The sequence below is a fragment of the Bdellovibrionota bacterium genome (assembly GCA_040386775.1).
Classification (GTDB): Bacteria; Bdellovibrionota; Bdellovibrionia; order Bdellovibrionales; family JAEYZS01; genus JAEYZS01.
In genome coordinates, this window is the sequence record JAZKEU010000012.1 from 143,455 (window position 1) to 165,706 (window position 22,252).

A 22,252-nucleotide genomic window follows, 5' to 3' on the forward strand; every position below is an offset into this window, starting at 1 on the left:
GGATGAGCAAAAAAGTTTTAGTTGCAGGTGGAGCAGGTTTTGTTGGAAGTCATCTTGTAGATCTTCTCTTAGAGAAGAACTATGAAGTGACTGTGATCGACAACTGCATTACCGGAAGTAAGAAGAATCTTGCTCATATCAAAGACAAAATTCGCCTTATTGAAAAAGACATTCGAGAGCCATTAAAGTTCGATCAAAAATTTGATCAGATCTATAATATGGCTTCACCGGCCTCGCCGATTGATTTTGAAAAAATTCCGATGTTCATCATGGAAACTGCTTCTATCGGACATAGAAATCTTCTTGAAGTTGGAAAAGAAACTGGTGCTAGAGTATTCTTTGCTTCAACAAGCGAAGTGTATGGAGATCCGGAAGTCCATCCACAACAAGAAGACTATCGTGGAAATGTAAGTTGCCTTGGACCAAGAAGCTGCTATGACGAAGCAAAACGTTACGGCGAAGCTCTCTCGATGATTTATCATCGCACTTATGGTGTGGACACAAGAATCGTTAGAATCTTTAACACTTATGGACCTCGCATGAGACCCGAAGATGGAAGAGTGATCCCGAATTTCTTTTCTCAAGCTATCGCAAAAAAACCTCTGACTGTTTTTGGAACTGGAAAGCAAACCAGATCACTCTGCTATGTGCGCGACGAAGTTGAAGGCTTATTTCAACTCATGGAGAGTCGTGAAACTCGTCCTGTGAATGTAGGAAATCCTCGTGAACTGACGATGTTAGAACTTGCTGAAACCATCAATAAGCTTTTGGGAAACACTGCGGGAATAGAATTTAAACCTCTTCCTACAGATGATCCACAGAGAAGAAGACCTGACATCACTCGCGCTAAAGAAGTTCTCAACTGGGAACCCAAAATCTCTTTAGAAGTGGGACTTCAAAAGACATTTGAATACTTTAGAGATATCCGGTAGAGATATCCAGTCGATAAAGAATTAAAAAAATAGGAACTATAAATGAAACTTGCAATCGTTGGCGCTACTGGTGCCGTTGGTTATGAATTTTTAAGTGTATTAGAAAAAAGCTCTCTAAAATTTAGTGAACTCAAACTTTATGCATCACCAAAGAGCGCTGGTAAAATCATTCAATTCAAAGGCAAGAGTATAACTGTAGAGGCTATGCCTGAAGGCGCAATTCCAGCAGATATAATTTTGGCATCAGCAGGTGGGGCGATCTCCAAAACCTATGCTCCTCATTGGGTCGCAGGTGGATCAATCGTTATCGATAACTCTAGCGCTTTTAGGTACGATAAAGATGTGCCCCTTGTAGTTCCTGAAGTGAATGCGGAAGCAGCTCTAAAGCATAAAGGCATTATTGCTAATCCAAATTGTACGACAGCGATTCTTGTTGTTGCGGTCTACCCTTTGCACAAAGAGTTTAAAATTAAAAAAATGATCGTGAGCTCATATCAGGCGGCAAGCGGTGCTGGTGCAAAAGGTATGGATGAACTGTTGGAACAAACAAAAGTTTATTTTGAAGATAAGAAACCTGGAAATGAAGTTTTCGCTCACCCACTCCCATTCAATATCATTCCTCATATTGATGTATTTCAAGATAATGGTTATACCAAAGAAGAAATGAAAGTGGCTTGGGAAACTAGAAAAATCATGGGCGATGAATCTCCAAAAATTTCTTGCACGGCAGTTAGAATTCCAACTCTCCGAGCCCACAGTGAGGCTGTGACAATGGAATTTGAAAGACCTGCAACTCCTGAAAGAGTTCGTGAGATCTTAAAAAAATCCAAGGGCGTGCAAGTTGTCGATAACCCTGCGGAAAAAATCTATCCAATGCCTCTCAATGCTGCAAATAAGTATGATGTAGAAGTTGGCAGAATCAGAGCTAGCCTCGTGTTTGATGGTGGAATAGATTTATTCTTGTCGGGAGATCAGCTTTTAAAAGGTGCGGCCCTTAATGCCGTACAGATAGCCGAATATCTACAAAGTCAGAATGCAATTAAACAACGTTAATAGCACATCATCTTCATACAAAATACCGAGCCTCCGGACTTCATAAACTCTGAAGTGTCTACTTCTATGGTTTTAAATCCATGATTGTGAAGTGATTTGATTAATTTTTCAGAACCACTCTGAAGGATCACATTCTTTCCATCTGGGCAGTGGCAGTTTCCTGCAAAATTATTTTTGGCCTCGTCGATATCAATTTCAATTATATTTGCAAATTTATTCTTTAAAGATCTTAGGTCATCACTAGTAAAAGCCTCGGGCACAATGGCTATTGTATTTTCATCTAAGAATGAAAGACATGTATCAAGATGATAGAAATGTTCTTTTTTTAGTTCCAAAAGAAAAATTTCGTAATTTGTAATCCTTTGAATTTCATTGTAAACATTTTTGTCAGTTCTAAAACCATAACCACCGAAAATTTGTTTTCTACCTGGTCTAATCAGTGCATCGCCGTTTCCTTCGAAGGCTTGTCCGGATTTCTCTCCGAACTTATCTAAAGGGAGATGATAAATTGTATATTTGTTTTCAGAATAATATTTTTCGAAATACGATACTTCATTTTTCCTAAACTCTGATCTCATACTGCTAATAATGACGGAAGGTTGTTCTTTTTTATGATCCCAGAATGGAAAACTTTGGTTTGCCGCAAAAACCATATCTGGAAGTCCTTTTACACCTGGGAGCACATCGACTGCATATCCTAGTTTTGAATAGGCATTCCTTAATTCATTCCATTGACTCTGCGCTTTTAAACGATCGATTTTATGCAGTTGACCATCACTAGATGTCATATATGGATTTATAGCGTACTCGACATCAAAAAACTCTGGCGTGACCATTAATATTTTTTTCATAAGTTGACTCTATTCCCTATGGGATTTGTAATTATCAGATGATAAAATACTCACTTATTCTAACTTTGTTATCAATAAATTTGTTTGTCCTAAATTCTTTTGCTGCTCACGCGGAGAATCTTCCGATAGGTTTGACAGAAAAAGAAAAGCCACTTCTCGAAAGTTACCTTCAAGGTCAAATGAGAAACGTGACAGCTCCTCCAATGGGACCCGTGCATTCCCTTGGAGAATGGGAAGAAGCAGACGCTGCAATGACCCTTTGGCAGAATGATTCTCTAATCAAAGCTCTTTCCGAGCATGGAAATGTTAAAATTTTAACTCAAAATAACTCTGGTAAAAATTCTTGGCTGGCCAGTATTAAGAATTTAAATCTCGATGAATCTAAATTCAGTTTTTATATTGTTCCAACGGATAGCATTTGGATTCGTGATTACGGTCCATGGTGGATTGTCGATGGGAGTGGTAAATTTGGGATCGTTGACACTATTTATAATCGCCCGCGCCCAGAAGATGATGTGGTTCCAGAATTTATTGGAAGACAACTCGATGTTCCGGTTTATAAACCAGGTCTCGTTCATACTGGTGGGAATTACTATAGCGATGGCCTAGGAAATGCCTTCTCTTCGACACTTGTGGAAACTGAAAATAATAACTTTAGTGTGGCTCAAGTTCTAGAGCGCATGCTGAACTTCTTGGGCATTAACTCTTATACCCGATCTGAATTGGGAAAAAATGCGACCATTGAACATTTGGATACTTTTGGAAAACTAGTTGCACCAGACACTTGGGTTTTTAGCGAATTTCCAAAAAATTCCAGATTTTATACGGACGCGGAAAGAATGGTTCAGATTTTAAAATCAAAAGTCAGTCCTTACGGAACACCATACAAAATTTTTCGCTTGAGAATGAATTCAGCTTCCAAAGGTCAGTCTAGAGAATATTATAGAGCTTACATCAACTCCTTCATCAGTAACGGCGCTCTTTACTTCCCAACCTACGGAGACGCTGGTGACGACGAAGCCAAGAGAGTTTATCAGCAGGCACTCCCTGGATACAAAATTGTTGGTGTCGATGCAGAGGGAACTGAATGGGGAGATTCTGTTCACTGTCGAACAAGAAATTTAATTAAAAAAGACACCATATTTATCTTTCCTCAAATTCAAACTCCTGTTTTTACATCCAACCAACTTACTGTTAGCGCAGAAATTATTCCAAGCCCTAATAGTGAAGTTCTAAAAGCAGAAGCTATTTTTGTTGAAAATGGCAATGAGGTGGAACGCCTGACTTTGATCCTTGACCACAATCATACATATAAAGCACAGACTAATAAAAAAAGTGGAGAGTTTTATATTTCTGTAACAGACACATCTGGAAAAACTAAAACACATCCGCTTTTAGCTCCTAAAATGTTGATCCGCTATTAGTTTTTTGACTAATTTATAACACATTTTAAAAGTAGGCTTTACATCACGGCCTCCCGTAGTAGAATTAAGACTATGAATGCAAAACCAACGCAAATAAAAGAAGCCCTTCAAAATTACAAAAAGATTGTCGTTATTGGCTTGAGCCCTAACGAAGAAAGACCCAGCAATTCCGTTACACGATATATGATCAGAAAAGGATATAATATTGTTGGCGTGAATCCAGGTCATGCCTCAATATTAGATCAGCCTTGCTACAACTCTCTCTCTGAAGTTCCCGGGCAAGTCGAAATCGTAGATGTATTTAGAGACTCAAAAGCTGTTCCTGAAATTGTAGACCAAGCTATACAAATGAAAGCAAAAGTTCTTTGGTTGCAAGAAGGCGTGACTCATCCTGAAGCGGAAGAAAAAGCAGCTAAAGCTGGGATACTCGTGATTTCTAATTTGTGTATTTTAAAGGAACATAGAAAATACATTCAACACAACGAAGGCACTAAAGAGAAATCTCAAGCTGTTTAAAAATTAAACTATTAAACTTTAGATATAAAATCTGAGAGTTTGATTTTAGAAAGATAATTCATTGAATTGGACTCAAAGTTCTTGGCAAAACCACAAAGAATCTCTTTCATCGAACAGCTGACCGCACATTGCTTATGAGGCTCCTTGTCTGGAGTATTTATCAATTGCTTGTTAGAAACTGCCGCATAAATGTCTTTTAAAGAAATGGACTTAGCACTTTTAGATATTCTTACACCACCCGACTTGCCCTTAAAAGATTCCAGTAAACCTGCGTCCACCAATTTTGCGACAAGCCTTCTGATAACTGTAGGATTTGTACGTATGCTTCCCGCCAATTGCTCGGACGTCATCAGCTCACCTTGGTGGTAAGCCAAAACTGTCATGATATGAATTGATACAGAAAATTTTTGATCCAACATGTATATAAATATAGCACGACTTAATTGAATAAACAATTCCAATATTTAGCCATTTCCATTATATGAGATTTAAATGTGCTCTTGATTGTTACATTTTGGACTTGCCAAACTTTATAATTGGCCTCATACTGTAACAGTAATGAGCACATTTAAGATGCTCTAGGGAGTAAACCATGGACAATTCAGTCTCACAAAGTCACATTCAAGAAGCGCTCGATTGGCGCTATGCTACTAAACGTTTCGATCCCAAAAAGAAGATCTCTGAGAAAGACTGGCAAGTCTTAACAGATTCTCTTCAGCAAGCTCCTTCATCATATGGATTGCAACCATGGAAATTCCTAGTCATCGAAAATCCTGCCCTCCGTAATAAGCTTAAGTCTGTCTCTTGGGATCAAACCCAAGTGACAGACGCAAGCCATTACGTGGTCTTCTTATATAAGGAAAAATTAGACGAAGAGCATATTCAAAAATACATAGAAAGAATCGCGGACGTGAGAAACGTCCCCTTGGGAACTCTCGACAGTTATAAAAAAATGATGATCGAAAATCTAATTCAAGGACCGAGATCCTTAACGATTGATAGCTGGGCACAGAGACAAGCTTACATCGCTATGGGGTTTCTATTAGAAACTGCCGCGTTGTTAAAAGTTGATGCCACTCCTATGGAAGGCCTTGACCCTAAGGCTTACGATGAAATTTTAAACTTAAAAAATTCTGGTTGGAGAACGGTAGCAACTGTTGCTCTGGGCTATCGTCATCCGGAAGATAATTATCAGAACTTAAAGAAGGTTAGATTTAGACAAGAAGATATAATCGAATATGTAAAATAAAATAACACAGCTATTCTTGTCTTATCAAGAATAGCTGTGTTGATTCGTTACTGCTTGCAAGTTAGATTGTTGTAGTTATTCGTAACTATTTTAATTTAATCGCGTACAACCCACTCGCCTGGAGACTACCGAACTCGACTGATTGTTGTTTGCTACACTTTAAATAATAAGCGATGTGAGCACTCACCGAGGTTAAGTTATAATTTTTGATTAGATCTTTAGGAAATAACAGCCCATATATTCCGTCTGGCGCAGACTTACATAATACATTGATACTTTTTAACAAAGCTTCATTCCTTTCAAATGAAATTGAAAGCAACTGAGCAGTTTCGGTTTCAGTAAAAATTCTCCATAAGCGCTTATCTTTTTCATATATTTCTGCCATAGTACTTGCATCTAAACTATGCACCCGCTTATTATTTTTTAAACCATGATTATATGGGCTTGTCTTTTTAAATAAGCTGGAGATATCTACTAATCTAGTTGAATCTGTAGTAGTTTTTTCTCTCATATAACTCCAGAGAGTGATCGTCTGTGACGGTAAAACAGATGGCCCAGAGTCATGATTCCTACTATTCCATAATTCATATTGGCTTATTAGATGTTCAACTCTAAAACCCGCTGATAAAAGAACGTACACAATGTCATATGAATTAAAGTTACCATCTAAATTATCTTGAATGGCTCCGTCAATTCGCAACGCCAAAGGAACTTTTTGAGTTTTACGAATAATTCCTTCATGGATTAATACCAGCGCTTGAGAACGTGTGCTTAGAGAATAGAATTTTGGTAAAATATAAGTGTTGTCCCTATTGGATACAGCAAAAAGCTTTAACTCCTCTGCTGGGTTTGGCTTATACTGAGGATTTTCACTGAGTATCTTTCTATATTCGCTTTTATAGCTATCGAAGTTTTCCTCATTATAGGAATCAACTTTTTTGTATATTTCCGAAGTGCCAGTTGAATACAATACCAAATCTGATTTCATTTCTACAGTTAAAGGTAAAGACTGAATGATACTTTTCATCTCATTAAATACAGCGGATGATACAACAGGCGTGTCTAATGATTTTTCTTTAATTCGAAAACCAGCTTCTGCCAATGTTACGCATTGATCCTCAACACAAAAGCCTCCAGCACCACCACCATCCGTTGCTGCATTTGCTATGTTTAATCCAATAAAAATAGCTATAAGCCCTAATTTTAAAATATTCATATCTACTTCCTTTTTTTTGTTAAAGGAAAGAATGCGACACTGAGTTGATAGACATCATCAGCGCCATGCTGTCTATCAAACCGACTGGCAAATTCTTTCCGGAATTTGTTAATAAATTCTTTTACTTGATCTAAATCTTTTAATGAAAATGCAACCCCTGTTCCCGTGTGATTTCGTTCCTTGAAATCCACCTCATCTATTGCACTTAGTGCTTTAGTAAAAAGCTGTTTCTGGTTTTCTTTGGCAGCTTCACTAAACTTCTTATTATTCGTATGTGAAATGAAGATTGAAGAAACATCGACCCACTTACTATCTTCAACTTTTAGAAGACCTACATTTTGCAGTCGTTCTACAGCTCCTTGGACTTCGCCAATAGTGATTCCTAAACGTTTGGCTACCCACGATGCGTTTGGCTTAAATCCTTCGACTCGCATTAGGTTTAAAATACCGTAATGATACCATTCTTTTATAATCTCGAATCGTTCTTGCTCAATGAACTCGAACTCTTTCTCGCGCGTATTCAATCCTTTTTTTTCTGACAGTAAGGTGATTTGATGGTTTTGAACCTGCTCCTCACTTAACTTTAACTTATCTCCAATTTTTTCAATGAATGATAAGGAGAGTGGCATTTTGCCGCTCATGACTTTGGATAATCCTGCAGCCGATACCCCTAACTGCTTTGCAAAGGCGCGCAAAGAATAGCTAGCATTTTTTTGGCTACGTTCTTTTAGCTCGTTTCTTAAAAAATTTCTAAATGTTGTTCCGGGCGTTGTTTCCATGAAAGCTTTGTAGCAGAGTTTGAAGATATGGAAACAATTTAATAAACAATCTGTTGAGAACAAATCAACATGTATATTTTATATTCAATATAACCGGCGTACCTTTTATAATAGCAAAAAAGCCGACTGAAAAGTCGGCTTTTTTCTTTTAGAAATATTAAATACCTTGAAAAAATTAGAACAAAAACCCAACTGAGAAGTTAGTTATCGTTCCTTTAATTTTACTAACAGGGTCTCCTCCGTATGTGAATCCATCAGCCTTCATCTCTGGAAGTGGGCGAATATATAATCCCACTAACAGCCTAGTTTCTTCACCAATGGCAAATCCGTAACCACCTCCGAACATGAAACCAAGAGTCATGTCTGATCGCTCTTCAGCTGTTATTCCACTGCTTGAGAGTTCTACTGTTGCCCAAGATAAACCTGCATCACCTCTTACAAACCAACCATCACCAATATTTCGACCAAAGAAATGATGAACACTGAACCCCATAAGATAAGTGTATAAAGATAGTTCTCCACCAACATTGTCTTCTGCCGTATCTCCTGCAACGTTAAAAATGAATCCCATCATAGTTTTGTGACCAGAAAGTGGCCAATAAAAACCCAAAATATCAAGGTTCATTGTCGAGCTGCGGTCAATGCCAGGGGCATCAGCCGATTTTTCATAAGCATCGCCTAAATCTCCAGAGTAACTTGCTTTTGAAAAACCCAATCCCCAAAGTGTATACCAATCTTCATTAGGTGTTGGCATTCCTGCCCAAACATTTTTTGGAGCTTCTTCTTTTGGTTCTGCTTTTACTTCAGGATCTGAATCATCAGTTTCAGACTCAACTTTTTCAGTTTTCTTAATTACTTTTCCGTTTTCATCAACTTCTTCAGTAGTTGTCGTTACCACTGTCTTCTTTATTTTTTTCTTTGTAGCTGTTTGTGCCTGAGCAGAAATGCTCAAAGTGAGAACGCACAGTAAAATTACGGGTGCGATCAATAGTTTTTTTAACATTTTATTTCTCCTTAATTATTTTATAATAAATTAAATTTTTGGAATGACGCAAACCTTTGGAAAAGGTGCGGCTCACCTTTAGATTCCTGATGTGTGGCGTTCTTCGTCGTCTAGGACGGATTGGATTCCGCCTTTGAGTTGTGGTCTGTAGGCTAGATCTTGGATTCCGTAGATGAAGTTGGATCCGTTTCTTCCAGCTACTTGCCACTCTGGGCCCATACGGATGGCGTCTACTGGACAAGCTTCTTCACAAAAGCCACAAAATACACATCTCAACATATCAATTTCATATGTGATTGGGTATTTTTCTACTTTTGGATCGACGTGTTCACTAGCAACAATGGAAATGCAAGTTGCAGGACAGTTTGTCGCGCAAAGCATGCAAGCTGTGCATCTTAAGCTTCCGTCTTTTTTCGTTGTTAAAACGTGAGTGCCTTTGAATCTTGGAGAATATTCAAACTTCTCTTCTGGGTAGTTGAGAGTTTGCATTTGATCTTTATTTAAAAGATTTCTCATCATGTTTTTAAACGTGATTCCAAGACCTACAAAGATCCCTGGTAAATACCAAGACGATAATCTATTTGGTTTAGCTACTTCACTCATAACGTTGCTCCTGCGTGACCTTTAGAGACATTAGACTCAAAACCTACCGCTGTTTTTCCAGAGAATAACTGAGAGGCATCACTCAATGTCAGTGCTTCTGAAACTACAGTTACACCTTTCTTGATCTTCTGCTCAACTCCCGCATGGTTTACGAAAGTTCCATTCTTTTCAGTGAATGATTTTGTTGGGATCACATAATTTGCTTTTTCGAAAAGATCGTTCTTACCTGGAGTTAACCAAACAAGAGTGTCGGCTTTGTTCAATCTAGTGAACACGCTTTCAAGATCTGGGTAGAATTTTTGAATCTCAGGTCCTGCCACAACAACAGTTTTTACTTTGCTGGATTCTACGTTTTCAAATAATTCGTTCCAAGGTTTTACTTTTATGCCTTCGTCAGCTAATGTTTTAGCGAGACCTTTTGTATTCGGGTTATTGTCACCACGGTATAAAATGCCATCAAAGTCGTTCAATTTATCTGGATTATTGATCCAGTGATAGAATTGTGAAACGCCTTTCGCTTTAAAGAACGAAACGAAGTCTTTATATTCTTCCACTGTGTATTGACCTGTTAGAACCACCGCCATTGAATCTGCTTTTTGCGAATTCAAGTGTTGCGAAACTTCTAAAGCAATTTTACCAGCGAAATCTTGCGATACTTGATTGTTTGAATTTCTCAAACCTTTCACTTGTCTTGCATCACGGTCTGCGAATTTGTAGACATCTCTGCCCACATCGCACATCCAGTAGCCATTTACTTTTTCGTTGTAAACTGGCTTTACTCTGTATAGTCCGTTTTCGTTGAAATAAACTTTAATGTTACAGCCCGTAGAACAACCGTTACAAACTGTATCGAAGTCTTTTAGATACCAAACTCTTTGGCGGAATCTAAAGTCTTTCGACGTTAATGCACCCACTGGACAGATATCCACTGTATTGAGTGCGTAGTTGTTTTCTACTGGCATTCCATCAACTGTGCCGATCTCTGAGTGGTCACCACGATTGAAAATACCAAATTCATTTGTTTTAGAAACTTCTTCTGTGAATCTCGCGCAACGTGAACAAAGGATACATCTTTCTTTATCTAAAACAATTTTAGAACCCAGATCGACAACTTTATCTTTTGTTACTTTGTGTTCTGCCATGCCCGGTTCGTATTTACCATATTGCATGTAGTATTCTTGTAATCCACACTCACCGGCTTGGTCACAGATTGGACAATCCAGAGGGTGATTGATCAGATGGAAACCCAGAGTCCATTCCACTGATTCTTTTACTTTCACTGAAGTGTTATTGATCTTCATACCTTCAGCTACAGTTGTGTTACACGCGATTTGTAATCTTGGATTTCCCTCGATCTCAACCATACACATTCTGCAAACACCCGCGATTGATAATCCTGGATGCCAACAATAGTGCGCAATATTTTCTTTAGCCTTCATGTAGGCTTCAATGATTGTAGATCCAGGTTTTACCTGAACCTCTTTACCATTAATGGTGCATTTCAACATGGTGAGATCCCTTTATGTTTTTTCTCTTGATCGGCTGTCCTGTGACTTTCGATCTTCCTTCTCTGATATAAAATTCAAATTCGTCTCTAAATTTTTGCACGAAGCTAATAGTCGGTAATGCCGCTGCATCAGAAAGGGCGCAGATCGTGCGACCTTTCATGTTTTGCGCGATTGTATCTAATAAATCGATGTCTTGAGGACGTCCGCGACCTAAAAGAATACTGCTTACGATTTTTTCTAACCAGCCAGTTCCTTCTCTACAAGGAGTGCACTGACCACAAGATTCGTGATGGTAGAAATGGAGAATTACATTCAGCATGTCCACCATACAACGAGTCTCGTTCATGATGATGACCGCGCCAGAACCTAACATTGATCCAGCTGCTGCTAAACTTTCGTAATCCATATTCACTTTGTTTGATTCGTCTGCATTGAGAATTGGTGCTGATGATCCACCAGGAATCACGGCTTTTAATTTGCCCTTCATTCCACCACATTCGTTAGCGATCAAATCTCTTAGAGGATAGGCGAGTGGAACTTCATATGTTCCTGGTTTATTCACATCACCACTCACTGAAAATAATTTTGTTCCTGCAGATTTTTCTGTTCCGATTTTTTTGTAAGCGGCAGCGCCATCTCTGATGATGTATTTTACTGCTGCAAGTGTTTCCACGTTGTTTACGATAGTTGGTTTTGCCAAATATCCTTGAACTGCTGGAAACGGAGGTTTTAATTTTGGCTGGCCTTTTTTACCTTCGAGAGAAGAGATCATTCCTGTCTCTTCACCGCAGATGTATGCTCCTGCGCCTGAGTAGACGTCCATATCGTGATCAAAGCCTGAACCTAAGATGTTTTTTCCTAAAAGTCCTGCATCGTAGGCTTCTTTGATAGCTTTTCTAACAACACTCAAACATTTTGTGTATTCACCACGAATGTAGATGTAACTCTTTTTAGATTGAACAGCGAATGCCGAAATAATCATGCCTTCGATCAATTGGTGAGGAGCGCGCTCCATCATCAATCTATCTTTGAATGTTCCTGGCTCACCTTCATCGGCGTTACAGAGTAAATATCTTGGTTCGCCGTTGTCGGGTAAGAAGCTCCACTTCATTCCTGTTGGAAATCCAGCGCCGCCTCTTCCTCTTAAACCTGAAGCTTTAACTTCTTCTATGATTTCTTTTGGTTTCATCTTGAAAGCTTTTTTTAAAACGTCGTATCCGCCGTTTTTTTTGTAACCATCAAGAGTTTGAAATTCTGGTTTGTGATAATGTTCAGTTAAAAGTTTAATTTCTGCCATGGTCTACTTCAGTTCCTTGATCATTTGATCAAGCTTTGGATAAGTTAAATTTTCGATATATTCATCCATATTGATTTGCATTACCGGAGCTGTATCGCAAGACCCTAAGCATTCTGCTCTAGAGATTGTGAAACGACCGTCTTTAGTCATCTCGCCATCGTGAACGCCTAATTTATCACAAAGATAATCAGCCATTTCATGAGCGCCTGCCATTGCACAAGAGATATTGCAACAAACTTGGATATGATGTTTTCCAACGGGCTTCTTGTTGTACATTGTATAGAAAGTTAATACTTCGTTGATCTGAGACATTGGAATATCCATCACTTGTGATAAGTGAACTACAACCTCAGGCGAAACCCATCCGCCGTTTTCTTCTTGAGCTTTAAATAAAGCTGGAAGCACAGCAGACCTTTTTGTCTCGTATCTTGTTAATTCATTTTTTACGAATGCTAATCCGTCTTTGCTCAGTTGAAACATATTAACCCTTCTTAATACAGTGCTCGCCACAGCGAGCACTAGCGATCTAATTCGCCGGCAATTAAATTTAAACTTCCTAATACTGCGATCACGTCAGCTACTAAACCCTTATCAATCAATTGAGAAAATGATTGGTAAATTGCAAAGCATGGTGGTCTTGCTCTTAAGCGATATGGTTTTGGTCCGCCATCGCTCATCACATAGAATCCTAATTCTCCGTTTGCAGCTTCTGTTGCATCGTAGATTTCACCTTGTGGAGGTTTAATTCCTTTGATCACGAGCATGAAGTGGTTCATTAAACCTTCGATGTTTCCGTAAACATCTTTTTTCTCTGGCAATACGATGTCTTTATCTCTGATTGTGTAATCGCCCGCTGGAATATTTTTGGCAACTTGGTCGATGATCTTTGTAGATTGTCTCATTTCCTCTAGACGAACGAGATATCTGTCGTAACAGTCACCAGTTGTTCCAGTTGGAACATCGAAATCCAATTGATCGTATCCATAATAAGGATCTGCTTTTCTTAAATCTAAATTAAGTCCCGTCGCTCTCATGCATGGACCTGTATATCCATACTCGATTGCGTCTTCGATAGAAATTCCGCCAACGCCTCTAGTTCTTTGAATCCAGATTTTGTTGTTCGTTAAAAGCTTATCAATCTCGTTGATTCCTTTTTTGATTTCTTCGTTCACCTTTAGAACTTCTTCGTACCAACCTTTTGGTGGTTCGTTAGCGATACCGCCGATTCTCAGGAGTGAAACTGTCAAACGAGCGCCGCAAAGCTTTTCAAATACGGAGTAAACTCTTTCTCTCAGTCCGAAAAGGTAGAAAAATCCGGTTAGTGCTCCAAGATCTACGCCATTAGCACCGATACATACGATGTGGTCGATGATTCTAGAAAGTTCTGCCAAGATCACTCTTGTTGCTTGGGCTTTTGGCGGAATCTCTACTCCCAACATTTTTTCCACGGCTTTACAGTATCCCATGTTGTTCATAGGAGCCGAGCAATAGTTCAATCTGTCTGTGTAGGGAATTGCCTGGTTGTAAAAATGAGTCTCACCCATCTTTTCAAAACATCTGTGTAAGAATCCTAACTCTACGTTAGATCTATTCACTGTTTCACCATCAAGCTCCACCATCACACGAAGTGTTCCGTGAGTAGCAGGATGTGAAGGACCAATGTTTAATGGTACTAAGTTTCTATTTGGATCGATGATGTATGAATCGTCATTTTCAAAATGTACTGGTAAAACATCTGAGCAGTGTTGTTGATGATTGGGATCATAATCTTTTCTGAGTGGATGACCTTTAAAATGATGGTGCGTAAGAATTTTTCTTAAATAGGGATGACCTTTAAAGATAATCCCGAACATGTCGTAAGTTTCTCTCTCGAACCAGTTCGCACCTTTCCAAACTGAAACGATAGAATCGACTGCATCACCATCAGCCACTTGAGTTTTTACTCTTAAGCGTTTGAAAGTTTTTGTATCGAACAATTGATAAACAACTTCGAAACGTTTTTCACGAGATGGAAAATCATTTCCACAAAGATCCATCAAGAAATCGAATCTTCCTGAGTCTTTGAAGTGTCTCATCAATGGAAGGATTGCTTCCTTGGGAACTTCGATCGCGTCATTTCCGAATTGGTTAGAGAAACCGAAATTATTTTTTGAAAATTTATTTCCAAGATCTGATTTGATATTTTCTAAATGGTTCATGGATGATTTCCTTCAGCTGCTTGCAAGAATCCCGGAACTTTCCAGTTGTCTCTCCATGGACGAGGCGCGTGCGTCTCGATCATGTTTTGTAATAACATAATTCCATCCATCACTGCTTCTGGTGCGGGAGGACATCCTGGGACATAAACATCAACTGGGATAACTTTATCTATACCTTGAAGAACGTGATACGCGCGGTAGAATCCACCAGAGCTAGCACAAGCTCCCATTGAGAGAACATATTTTGGTTCTAACATCTGTTGATAGATGTGAACCAATACTGGCGCCATTTTTTCTGTGATTGTTCCTGCAACGATAAGTAAATCGGATTGTCTCGGAGAAAATCTAACAACCTCTGCTCCAAATCTTGCGAGATCATATTTTGGTCCCATCACTGACATGAGTTCGATTCCGCAACATGCAGTTCCGTAGGGCATTGGCCAGAGAGAATTTTTTCTTCCCCAAGCAATGATATCATCAAGCTTTGTAGTGAAGCCGCCGGTTCGTAAAAATTCTTGAGTTTGAGTTTCAAGATCTACAGTTTTAATTTCGAGATTGTTTTGCATTGTACTATTTTGCATTATACCGCACCGTATTTTTTCATATTCAATTGGTTATCAATTGTATGATATTACATATGTGAAAACGTGTTGTCACGCGAGATGGACGACATCTCTTCATGCTAAATAATTAATCATATATTCAATGCGTCACATCTTAATGTAGAAATAACACTTTTTCTCTTGGGGATTTTAGTCGAGGTAGGTAGCCTTAGGTATTGATAAATGTTTGAGCACGAACAAATGGACGTTCACCGCTCAATTTGAAGTACCACGGAGGGGAAATCATGAAAAAAATCATATTGTCTGTCGTCTTGCTTGCTGCATCAGCAGCATTTGCTTCACAAAATAATGTGAAGGCTAACGAAGAGTTTCTAGTTAAATTCACTCAAGAAGGAATGAAAGTTAAAGCTCAATTAATGAACAGCTTTTCAGACGCTGGCTCATCCATTGAACAACTTCCTTTAGAGCAATGGATCCTGGTTAAAGCGCAAAGCAAAGAACAAGCGAATGCTATCAATTCTTTGAAGAGCCAAAAGAACATCATCGCACACGTTCAACCTAACTATAAGTTGTACGCGGCAAACAGATTCCAAAACAAAGCTGCTGCAAAAGCGCTTAATAAAGCTCCAAGCCAATTTCAACCACAACAAGAATTCCCAGGTATGGATGCTCCTAAGCCAGATAATCCTGAAATCCCCGCAGCACAACCAGTATCTGGTTCGGGCGCGGATCCAGAATTCAGCAAACAATGGGGCATGGTTGATAACAACGTAAAAGACGGTTGGTCAAAAGCTAAAGGCGATAACGTCATCGTAGCGGTGATCGATACTGGCGTTGATTATGAACACGAAGACCTTCTTCCAAATCTTTGGAGAAATTCTAAAGAAATCGCTGGTAACAATATTGATGATGACAACAACGGATACATTGATGACCTTGTTGGTTGGGACTTCGTTTCTAACGACAACAAGCCTTACGATTTTAAAACAGACCTTATCACAATGTTAACTTCAGGCGGAAACCCTGGTCACGGGACACACTGTGCAGGTAACGTTGCAGCTCGCGGCGACAACGGTAAAGGTATCGGTGGTGTTGCTCCAAACGCAAAAATCATGATCTTAAGATTCCTTTCTGAAAAAGGTTCTGGAACAACTGCGGATGCGGTAAAAGCTGTGAAGTACGCAGTTGATAACGGCGCAAAAGTTCTTTCAAATTCTTGGGGTTCATCTGGTGAAGATCCAAATGATGCTGCTGGAAACCAAGCTTTAAGAGATATCGTTCAATATTCTATGGATAAAGGAACTCTCTTTGTTGCGGCGGCTGGTAACGGTGACCAACAAGGTAAAGGTTATGATAACGATACAAACAGTGCTCCTGCATACCCTGCTTCATACACTCATGAGAACATCATCAGTGTTGCGGCTCTAGATGCAAACAATGCTCTTGGTACATTCTCTAACTGGGGTGCAAAATCAGTTGATATCGGAGCTCCTGGAGTAAAAGTATTCTCTACCATTTCTGGTGGTGGATATTCTGACACAGTTGCGGATCTTTCATTCTTAGGAATGGGCGTAGTGACTTGGGATGGTACCTCTATGGCTACTCCACACGTTGCTGGTGCTGCGGCTCTTTACTGGTCAAAGAATCCAACGGCAACTTGGAAAGATGTTAAAAATGCTCTAATGACATCAGTAACATCTATCTCTGCTGTTCAAGGTAAAGTGACTTCGAACGGTAAAATGAATGTTCAATCATTAATGAACAAATAGTTCATAACCTAATTAGGATGAACAAATAATCGGATGAATAAATAATTCTGCGGAAGACTATAAGTTACTCTGATAAGGAGTAACTTTTATTCCAGAGAATGCCAAAGGGAGCTAAGTATAAATTACTAGCTCCCTTTTTATTTTTGTAGAAGTCATCCTTATCACCTATTTTCTCCTCAACTACTAAGAGGGGAATATTATGAAAATCTTTGCAAATTTAATGCTTGTTGTTACGGCAGCGACTTTACTGACGTCATGCAATTCGATGGACGATCAGACGATCGTGATCCCAGAAAGACAATCATTGGCCAATCCAAGTGTTGTGAAAAGGGACTTTAAAAGAATCAATTCTCAACACAAAGTTCTCGTGGGAATCATTGATTCCGGTGTGGATTACAATCAACCTCTTTTGGTTGAAAATATCCACTTCAAGTTGAATGACTTCGTATCATTACCTTCGGGCTTTGGTTACGATGTCTCCGGCGAAGACGTTTGGGCATCCCCTTTTATTGCGAGAACTTCGGATTATAATCCGGAGATTGGCCCAACCGAAAAACTAAAATCACAAACTGAAGCAAATAACATTGCTCAACTATTGAGAGAAAATCCTGAGTTTGAAAGCTTCCTTAATCCTCTCAGACATAATGTCCAAGAAATTGAAACTTCCGCTTACCATGGAACTCATGTGGCAGGACTTGCTTCATATGATGATCCTGAAATTGGAATATTGGGTTACCGCGTAATTCCTTTTAGCAGTAAATATAAAAATGGCGAACTTCTCGAACAAGATATGGGAGATTTATTTATTGACCAAATCATTGCTGGTTCTAGTGCAGCAGTTCGGGACGGCGCAAGAGTGCTCAATATGTCATTGGGTATGATCGTAGATAAAAATTACGAAGATCTAAAAAAGTCAGAAGAAAGTGAAACCAAACACAAAGCAAGAGTGGCGAAACTCCGACAATTCGCTCTCGCAAATCCCGACGTCGTGATTGTGGTTGCGGCGGGTAATGATGGGAAATGGGTCGACCAAGATGCTAGATTAGGTTTGCCTTGCGGAACAGATGCGCCTAACATTCTGTGCGTGGGCGCGACGGATGAGAATGGGAAAATCGCGAGTTTTACAAATATTCTGATGACAGAAGGAGCCTTTATTTTTGGCTATGGCGTAAATGTCTTGTCTACGGTTCCTGAGTCTCTCCACGTCAAAATCTGTTTCTCAACTTGCAAATCAAGAGACGTTCAACAACATCGATTCTAAAGCAAAACTTGTAGCTGCCCTTAGAGAAGAGTGCCGAGATACAACGCTGACAGAGTTGAGCGGAACTTCGATGGCTTCACCGATCATCGCCAGACAAGTGGCCAAGATTTTGATTGAGAAACCCACACTGAGTGGCGCTCAAGCCATCCAAACATTATTGTCAAAAGCTCAAAGCTACAAACTGGGTGCGGCTCAATTTGCAAGCCTTCGAGTTGAAAAACCATCTTGGTCGAAAAAACCTAAGAAAGGTTTATGGTTACGTAGAAATTCTTTAAATGTTGAGAAAGAGTATTTTGACTTTATTGTTCCGCAATCGAACTAACTTAGACCTTACGCACCTGTAAAATCTAAAAAGAAAGGAGCTTCTGGCTCCTTTCTTAGTAATAACTACCGATATTAGAACAATTAAAACAGTAAAACCTAGATTTTTAATTTTTAAGCATATAATCTCTTTCAATTAAACGAAAGAGATGTGCACACTAATGGATACCAAAAAATTTACTGATCTGAACCTTATAGAGCCTATTTTAAAGGCTATTACTGAGACAGGCTACACCACACCCACACCAATTCAGCAACAGGCGATCCCTCCTCTCTTGGAAGGAAAAGACCTTTTAGGTTGTGCGCAAACTGGAACCGGTAAAACGGCAGCTTTTGCTTTACCCATTTTACAACGTTTGGCCACCAACCAAAAAAGACCAGAACCAAAATGTCCAAGAGCACTGGTGCTTACCCCGACAAGAGAACTGGCGATTCAAATCTTCGATAGCTTTAAAACCTACGGAAAAAATCTCAAACTCACCCACACCGTTATCTTTGGTGGAGTTGGCCAGGGGCCTCAAGTAAAGGCTCTTCGAAATGGCGTGGATGTTTTGGTTGCTACTCCAGGAAGACTTTTGGATTTGATTGAGCAAAGATGTTTGAGATTGGATAAAGTTGAGATTTTTGTTTTGGATGAAGCTGATAGAATGCTCGATATGGGATTCATTCATACGATCAGAAGAATTTTAACTATGCTCCCAAAGCAACGCCATAATCTTTTTTTCTCGGCAACCATGCCACAAGATATCGTGAAGCTTGCAGATTCCATGTTAGTGAATCCAACAAAAGTGGAAGTGACTCCGCAGGCGACAACCGTTGAGCTTATCGAACAGTCAGTCATGTATGTGGATAAAAGTAAGAAAAGAGATTTACTTAGAGCTTTATTAGCAAAACCTGAATTTCAGCGCGTGATTGTTTTTACAAGAACCAAGCATGGGGCCAATCGCGTGGCCGAAATTTTATTAAAAAATAGAATCACCACGGAAGCCATTCACGGAAATAAATCTCAAGGCGCAAGACAACGCGCACTCGAAAATTTAAAGTCAGGAAAGATTCGCGTGTTGATCGCAACGGATATCGCCGCTCGCGGGATTGATATCGATGGCATCACTCATGTGATCAATTATGAAGTTCCCAATATTTCCGAGAGCTATGTGCATAGAATTGGAAGAACGGCTAGAGCCGGGGCTTCGGGCATTGCAATTTCGTTCTGTGATTCTGAAGAAAAAGCATTCATTAAAGACATTGAAAAATTAATCGGCAGATCTATTCCTGTAGTTACGGATCATCCTTATCATTCTCAAGATGTGGCTAATGCTAAGCTTTTATCTAAAGGCAAAGCGAAAGCTGCCATCGAGAAGATGGAAAATGGTGGCGGTGGCGGAAGAAAGCCTGGCAATCGCAGAAGACATTCACGCGGAGGCGGAAAGAAAAAATGGTAAAATATTTTGCAGCTCTTGCAATATGTTTTTTTACATTGAGCGCCCTCGCTGTATGGGAATTACCAAATACTCCGATGACCGGAATTGGTGATCCTGGATCCTTTTATCTCAATAAAGAAAGCCTTACCCTTCACCTCTTCAATAATGATTATATTGGAGAAACGGATAAGTTAATGACCGCTTCTGGGTCGCTGTTTCTCTATTGGCAGTCTTCAAAAAATCATGGTTGGGAACTCTCTGCACAGAGAAGACTTATCACTCCTATTATTAAAACTAGATCTGGAGAGCCAGCATTTGATCCGCCTAAAGGAATTTACGGGGATCAGCTCGAATCAAGACTTGGATATTCTTATGTCAATGGTCACTTCAAATTTGAGTCCGCGGTGAGTGGAGAATACTATGCTGGTCTTGGAGGCCATAGAATTACGGACTTTATCCATAAAGTGATCGGTGCAAAAGATGAGACAGATAAGTATGGCGAAAAAATTGATAACTCTTTTCTAGCGGGCTCTATAGGCTTTGGCTTTCTTACCAAATATGCTCTCTTTATGGTGTACGGACATGAGAGTCCCGTGATGAGAGAGGCCATCGCTCGCTTAAATTTTGTGTTTGGCGGAAATTCTTTTAAAATCGGACTCCAAGGAGAAGTTGCTCAACAATTTCAAAGTGATTTTTACCTAGAAGATATCGAAAACTATAGATACGGCTACGGGTTCTCCATGAAATGGGACTGGTATCAACTCACCGCGAATTATGTATCGCCGTATTTAAAGTATGATAAGTACGGACAGTACTTTATTTCGCCACTGATTTTATCTTGGGAATTTTAATCCGATAATCGAATAGTAATTCGAAACTCAGGCATATTCTGTCTCAATTGCAATTATTTATCACTCAGCTGGTACTTGATATTTGCAATACAAAGAGATTGGCATAACCAACCTCTTGAGGATCTTGAATCTCCACTATTCAAAGGAGATCAAAATGAAGAAACAACACCACCAATGTATGTTTCGGAAGTTTGTAAGGTTTCTTAAAGTAATTTTAAACTTAGCATTGCTTGGACTTGAAGTTATTAAAAGAATCAATGACCTTTTAAAGTAGTTTGATAGCTTGTTCCAACTTACTTACAACGGCTATCGATGGGCGTAAAACCTAGTGAGATTTAAGTGTCAAGGATAGAGGTTGGTTTGCCTTTTAGTCGTTGGAGATTACGGCGAATTTTACGTCTGAATAGCCGGCGACTGCGGAAGTGTGCATGACTTTTCTTAGCATTTCATAGGCGAGGTCTTTGTCGGCTTGGACGAGGATCTTGCCTTCGAAAGTTACTGTGGAGTTCACTTTTGCGATGTCTTGAGTTTTCTTTGCTTCGGCATCTAGGAATTTGAATAATTCTGGGATGTAGTTGGTGTCTGAACCATCAACGTATTTTTTGTCGATTTGGCCTTCTGTAAGGTCGATCACTTTTTGACCTTCAACGTATACGCCAGACTTTGAAACCATAAGCTTTAATACGTCCACTGGATTTGTTGTTGATTCTGATGGAGGCAAACGGATGTCAGCGCTTGGTGCGATTTGCACAGGGCTCGTTGAGTAACTTTTAATTAAGAATACCAACAGGATCACAAACATATCCACCATGGATGTAATTTGAATTTTAAAATTCTGTGGCAATTTCTTTTTACGTTTTGAGAAACTCATAGTTATCCTTCAAGTATGTCAGCAAAAGCGATTTCTGGGAACATCAAGTCCGTTTTTGCAGTGTTACCTGTTTTTTCGTCTTTGATGGTGAAACCTTCTTCGCCCGTTTTGATTTTTCTGATTTTATCGAGAGTCATTACGATTCTATCTAACGATATTTCTTTAGAAGGCTTTATTTCTAATTTGAAAATATCTTGATGCTTTCTCTTAATCGCTAGTGCCTCTCTGTAAAGAGCATCCATATTTGGCTTGCCGTCTACTGCCGCAATTACGATGTCTGATTTTTTGCCACTCACAGTAACTTCAAATTTATAAGTCGTACCTTGGATAACCAAAGCCACCGTTACAGGGTTTGGTTTGTTCTTATTATTTTCGATGGCTTCAGCCACGATCTGAGGAATTTGTGCTTCGATCATGTTCACACGAAGAAACACAACACTCATCAGTAGCATCGGCACGATCGCCACGATCACGTCCAACATCGGTGCAAGGTTGATGTCGAACGTTGAATCTGCCTTATCTCTGAATTTACCTTTTGCCATACCTAATTATCCCTATACAAATTT

23 protein-coding genes are annotated in these 22,252 nt (G+C 39.4%); 10 read left to right on the forward strand and 13 right to left on the reverse strand.

Annotated features, from left to right (window positions below):
• Positions 1–2 precede the first annotated feature (2 nt).
• Both V4596_07460 and V4596_07465 read left to right on the forward strand, forming a co-directional pair.
• Entirely contained in the window at positions 3–932 is a 930-nt protein-coding gene (locus V4596_07460) for a UDP-glucuronic acid decarboxylase family protein (protein ID MES2768965.1), read from the forward strand.
• 42 nt (positions 933–974) lie between these two features.
• The gene (locus tag V4596_07465; GenBank protein MES2768966.1) at positions 975–1,985 is read left to right on the forward strand and encodes an aspartate-semialdehyde dehydrogenase; all 1,011 of its coding nucleotides are present in this window, start codon (positions 975–977) and stop codon (positions 1,983–1,985) included.
• On the opposite strand, the gene V4596_07470 is transcribed toward V4596_07465, so the two are convergent.
• Positions 1,982–2,836 carry an arginine deiminase-related protein gene (locus V4596_07470; GenBank protein ID MES2768967.1) on the reverse strand — a complete coding sequence of 285 codons (855 nt, stop codon included), beginning with the start codon at positions 2,834–2,836 and terminating at the stop codon, positions 1,982–1,984. The two genes, V4596_07465 and V4596_07470, sit on opposite strands and share 4 nt — an antisense overlap.
• Positions 2,837–2,874: 38 nt before the next feature.
• Here V4596_07470 and V4596_07475 point away from each other — a divergent pair, with 38 nt between their 5' ends.
• Positions 2,875–4,260 (forward strand): agmatine deiminase family protein, encoded by a 1,386-nt coding sequence (locus V4596_07475; protein MES2768968.1) that lies wholly within the window; start codon positions 2,875–2,877, stop codon positions 4,258–4,260.
• 72 nt (positions 4,261–4,332) lie between these two features.
• A complete protein-coding gene (locus V4596_07480; protein ID MES2768969.1) occupies positions 4,333–4,776 on the forward strand; it encodes a CoA-binding protein in 444 nt (147 codons plus the stop codon).
• A gap of 11 nt (positions 4,777–4,787) precedes the next feature.
• Here V4596_07480 and V4596_07485 read toward each other — a convergent pair whose 3' ends face one another.
• On the reverse strand, positions 4,788–5,195 hold the full coding sequence (locus tag V4596_07485) for an Rrf2 family transcriptional regulator (protein MES2768970.1): 408 nt from the start codon (positions 5,193–5,195) through the stop codon (positions 4,788–4,790).
• A 173-nt stretch (positions 5,196–5,368) separates the two neighbouring features.
• Here V4596_07485 and V4596_07490 point away from each other — a divergent pair, with 173 nt between their 5' ends.
• Positions 5,369–6,025, forward strand: coding sequence for an NAD(P)H-dependent oxidoreductase (locus V4596_07490; GenBank protein ID MES2768971.1), 657 nt, complete (start codon positions 5,369–5,371; stop codon positions 6,023–6,025).
• Positions 6,026–6,110: 85 nt separating this feature from the next.
• Here the strand turns inward: V4596_07490 and V4596_07495 are convergent, their stop codons facing one another.
• The 9 genes from V4596_07495 to V4596_07535 all read right to left on the reverse strand — a co-directional run bounded on the left by V4596_07495 (position 6,111) and on the right by V4596_07535 (position 15,195).
• Entirely contained in the window at positions 6,111–7,241 is a 1,131-nt protein-coding gene (locus tag V4596_07495; protein ID MES2768972.1) for a hypothetical protein, read from the reverse strand.
• 2 nt (positions 7,242–7,243) lie between these two features.
• Positions 7,244–8,020 carry a TIGR02147 family protein gene (locus tag V4596_07500; protein ID MES2768973.1) on the reverse strand — a complete coding sequence of 259 codons (777 nt, stop codon included), beginning with the start codon at positions 8,018–8,020 and terminating at the stop codon, positions 7,244–7,246.
• Positions 8,021–8,195: 175 nt separating this feature from the next.
• On the reverse strand, positions 8,196–9,023 hold the full coding sequence (locus tag V4596_07505; protein MES2768974.1) for a hypothetical protein: 828 nt from the start codon (positions 9,021–9,023) through the stop codon (positions 8,196–8,198).
• 78 nt (positions 9,024–9,101) lie between these two features.
• Positions 9,102–9,626 (reverse strand): NADH-quinone oxidoreductase subunit I, encoded by a 525-nt coding sequence (locus tag V4596_07510; protein ID MES2768975.1) that lies wholly within the window; start codon positions 9,624–9,626, stop codon positions 9,102–9,104.
• Positions 9,623–11,134 (reverse strand): 2Fe-2S iron-sulfur cluster-binding protein, encoded by a 1,512-nt coding sequence (locus tag V4596_07515; GenBank protein ID MES2768976.1) that lies wholly within the window; start codon positions 11,132–11,134, stop codon positions 9,623–9,625. Before V4596_07515 ends, V4596_07510 begins: the two co-directional genes overlap by 4 nt.
• Positions 11,115–12,431 (reverse strand): NADH-quinone oxidoreductase subunit NuoF, encoded by a 1,317-nt coding sequence (gene nuoF, locus V4596_07520; protein MES2768977.1) that lies wholly within the window; start codon positions 12,429–12,431, stop codon positions 11,115–11,117. Before nuoF ends, V4596_07515 begins: the two co-directional genes overlap by 20 nt.
• Positions 12,432–12,434: 3 nt before the next feature.
• Entirely contained in the window at positions 12,435–12,911 is a 477-nt protein-coding gene (locus tag V4596_07525; protein ID MES2768978.1) for an NAD(P)H-dependent oxidoreductase subunit E, read from the reverse strand.
• A gap of 38 nt (positions 12,912–12,949) precedes the next feature.
• The gene (nuoD, locus tag V4596_07530) at positions 12,950–14,629 is read right to left on the reverse strand and encodes an NADH dehydrogenase (quinone) subunit D (protein ID MES2768979.1); all 1,680 of its coding nucleotides are present in this window, start codon (positions 14,627–14,629) and stop codon (positions 12,950–12,952) included.
• Positions 14,626–15,195, reverse strand: coding sequence for an NADH-quinone oxidoreductase subunit B family protein (locus V4596_07535; protein MES2768980.1), 570 nt, complete (start codon positions 15,193–15,195; stop codon positions 14,626–14,628). The genes nuoD and V4596_07535 overlap by 4 nt, the downstream gene beginning before the upstream one ends.
• A 281-nt stretch (positions 15,196–15,476) precedes the next feature.
• Here V4596_07535 and V4596_07540 point away from each other — a divergent pair, with 281 nt between their 5' ends.
• The 5 genes from V4596_07540 (at position 15,477) to V4596_07560 (ending at position 20,815) form a co-directional block, all read left to right on the forward strand.
• Positions 15,477–16,961 carry a S8 family peptidase gene (locus tag V4596_07540; GenBank protein ID MES2768981.1) on the forward strand — a complete coding sequence of 495 codons (1,485 nt, stop codon included), beginning with the start codon at positions 15,477–15,479 and terminating at the stop codon, positions 16,959–16,961.
• Positions 16,962–17,160: 199 nt separating this feature from the next.
• A complete protein-coding gene (locus V4596_07545; protein ID MES2768982.1) occupies positions 17,161–18,222 on the forward strand; it encodes a S8 family serine peptidase in 1,062 nt (353 codons plus the stop codon).
• Positions 18,134–18,544: a S8 family serine peptidase gene (locus tag V4596_07550; GenBank protein ID MES2768983.1), complete on the forward strand. Its 411-nt coding sequence runs from the start codon at positions 18,134–18,136 to the stop codon at positions 18,542–18,544. Before V4596_07545 ends, V4596_07550 begins: the two co-directional genes overlap by 89 nt.
• Positions 18,545–18,704: 160 nt before the next feature.
• On the forward strand, positions 18,705–19,985 hold the full coding sequence (locus tag V4596_07555; GenBank protein ID MES2768984.1) for a DEAD/DEAH box helicase: 1,281 nt from the start codon (positions 18,705–18,707) through the stop codon (positions 19,983–19,985).
• Entirely contained in the window at positions 19,979–20,815 is an 837-nt protein-coding gene (locus V4596_07560) for a hypothetical protein (protein MES2768985.1), read from the forward strand. Before V4596_07555 ends, V4596_07560 begins: the two co-directional genes overlap by 7 nt.
• 367 nt (positions 20,816–21,182) lie before the next feature.
• Here the strand turns inward: V4596_07560 and V4596_07565 are convergent, their stop codons facing one another.
• Complete coding sequence (locus V4596_07565) at positions 21,183–21,686, reverse strand: biopolymer transporter ExbD (GenBank protein ID MES2768986.1); 504 nt, start codon at positions 21,684–21,686, stop codon at positions 21,183–21,185.
• Between the two features lie 2 nt (positions 21,687–21,688).
• Positions 21,689–22,228, reverse strand: a complete 540-nt coding sequence (locus V4596_07570) for a biopolymer transporter ExbD (GenBank protein ID MES2768987.1) — start codon at positions 22,226–22,228, stop codon at positions 21,689–21,691.
• Positions 22,229–22,252: the final 24 nt, after the last annotated feature.

Coding starts and splice junctions, on each gene's coding strand:
- V4596_07500 (MES2768973.1), bottom strand. CDS start 8,020: ATGGAAACAACGCCCGGAACAACATTTAGAAATTTTTTAAGAAACGAG.
- V4596_07490 (MES2768971.1), top strand. CDS start 5,369: ATGGACAATTCAGTCTCACAAAGTCACATTCAAGAAGCGCTCGATTGG.
- V4596_07570 (MES2768987.1), bottom strand. CDS start 22,228: ATGGCAAAAGGTAAATTCAGAGATAAGGCAGATTCAACGTTCGACATC.
- nuoF (MES2768977.1), bottom strand. CDS start 12,431: ATGGCAGAAATTAAACTTTTAACTGAACATTATCACAAACCAGAATTT.
- V4596_07545 (MES2768982.1), top strand. CDS start 17,161: ATGAAAATCTTTGCAAATTTAATGCTTGTTGTTACGGCAGCGACTTTA.
- V4596_07565 (MES2768986.1), bottom strand. CDS start 21,686: ATGAGTTTCTCAAAACGTAAAAAGAAATTGCCACAGAATTTTAAAATT.
- V4596_07495 (MES2768972.1), bottom strand. CDS start 7,241: ATGAATATTTTAAAATTAGGGCTTATAGCTATTTTTATTGGATTAAAC.
- V4596_07515 (MES2768976.1), bottom strand. CDS start 11,134: ATGTTGAAATGCACCATTAATGGTAAAGAGGTTCAGGTAAAACCTGGA.
- V4596_07465 (MES2768966.1), top strand. CDS start 975: ATGAAACTTGCAATCGTTGGCGCTACTGGTGCCGTTGGTTATGAATTT.
- V4596_07555 (MES2768984.1), top strand. CDS start 18,705: ATGGATACCAAAAAATTTACTGATCTGAACCTTATAGAGCCTATTTTA.
- V4596_07560 (MES2768985.1), top strand. CDS start 19,979: ATGGTAAAATATTTTGCAGCTCTTGCAATATGTTTTTTTACATTGAGC.
- nuoD (MES2768979.1), bottom strand. CDS start 14,629: ATGAACCATTTAGAAAATATCAAATCAGATCTTGGAAATAAATTTTCA.
- V4596_07540 (MES2768981.1), top strand. CDS start 15,477: ATGAAAAAAATCATATTGTCTGTCGTCTTGCTTGCTGCATCAGCAGCA.
- V4596_07485 (MES2768970.1), bottom strand. CDS start 5,195: ATGTTGGATCAAAAATTTTCTGTATCAATTCATATCATGACAGTTTTG.
- V4596_07525 (MES2768978.1), bottom strand. CDS start 12,911: ATGTTTCAACTGAGCAAAGACGGATTAGCATTCGTAAAAAATGAATTA.
- V4596_07480 (MES2768969.1), top strand. CDS start 4,333: ATGAATGCAAAACCAACGCAAATAAAAGAAGCCCTTCAAAATTACAAA.
- V4596_07475 (MES2768968.1), top strand. CDS start 2,875: ATGATAAAATACTCACTTATTCTAACTTTGTTATCAATAAATTTGTTT.
- V4596_07510 (MES2768975.1), bottom strand. CDS start 9,626: ATGAGTGAAGTAGCTAAACCAAATAGATTATCGTCTTGGTATTTACCA.
- V4596_07460 (MES2768965.1), top strand. CDS start 3: ATGAGCAAAAAAGTTTTAGTTGCAGGTGGAGCAGGTTTTGTTGGAAGT.
- V4596_07470 (MES2768967.1), bottom strand. CDS start 2,836: ATGAAAAAAATATTAATGGTCACGCCAGAGTTTTTTGATGTCGAGTAC.
- V4596_07535 (MES2768980.1), bottom strand. CDS start 15,195: ATGCAAAACAATCTCGAAATTAAAACTGTAGATCTTGAAACTCAAACT.
- V4596_07550 (MES2768983.1), top strand. CDS start 18,134: ATGTCTTGTCTACGGTTCCTGAGTCTCTCCACGTCAAAATCTGTTTCT.
- V4596_07505 (MES2768974.1), bottom strand. CDS start 9,023: ATGTTAAAAAAACTATTGATCGCACCCGTAATTTTACTGTGCGTTCTC.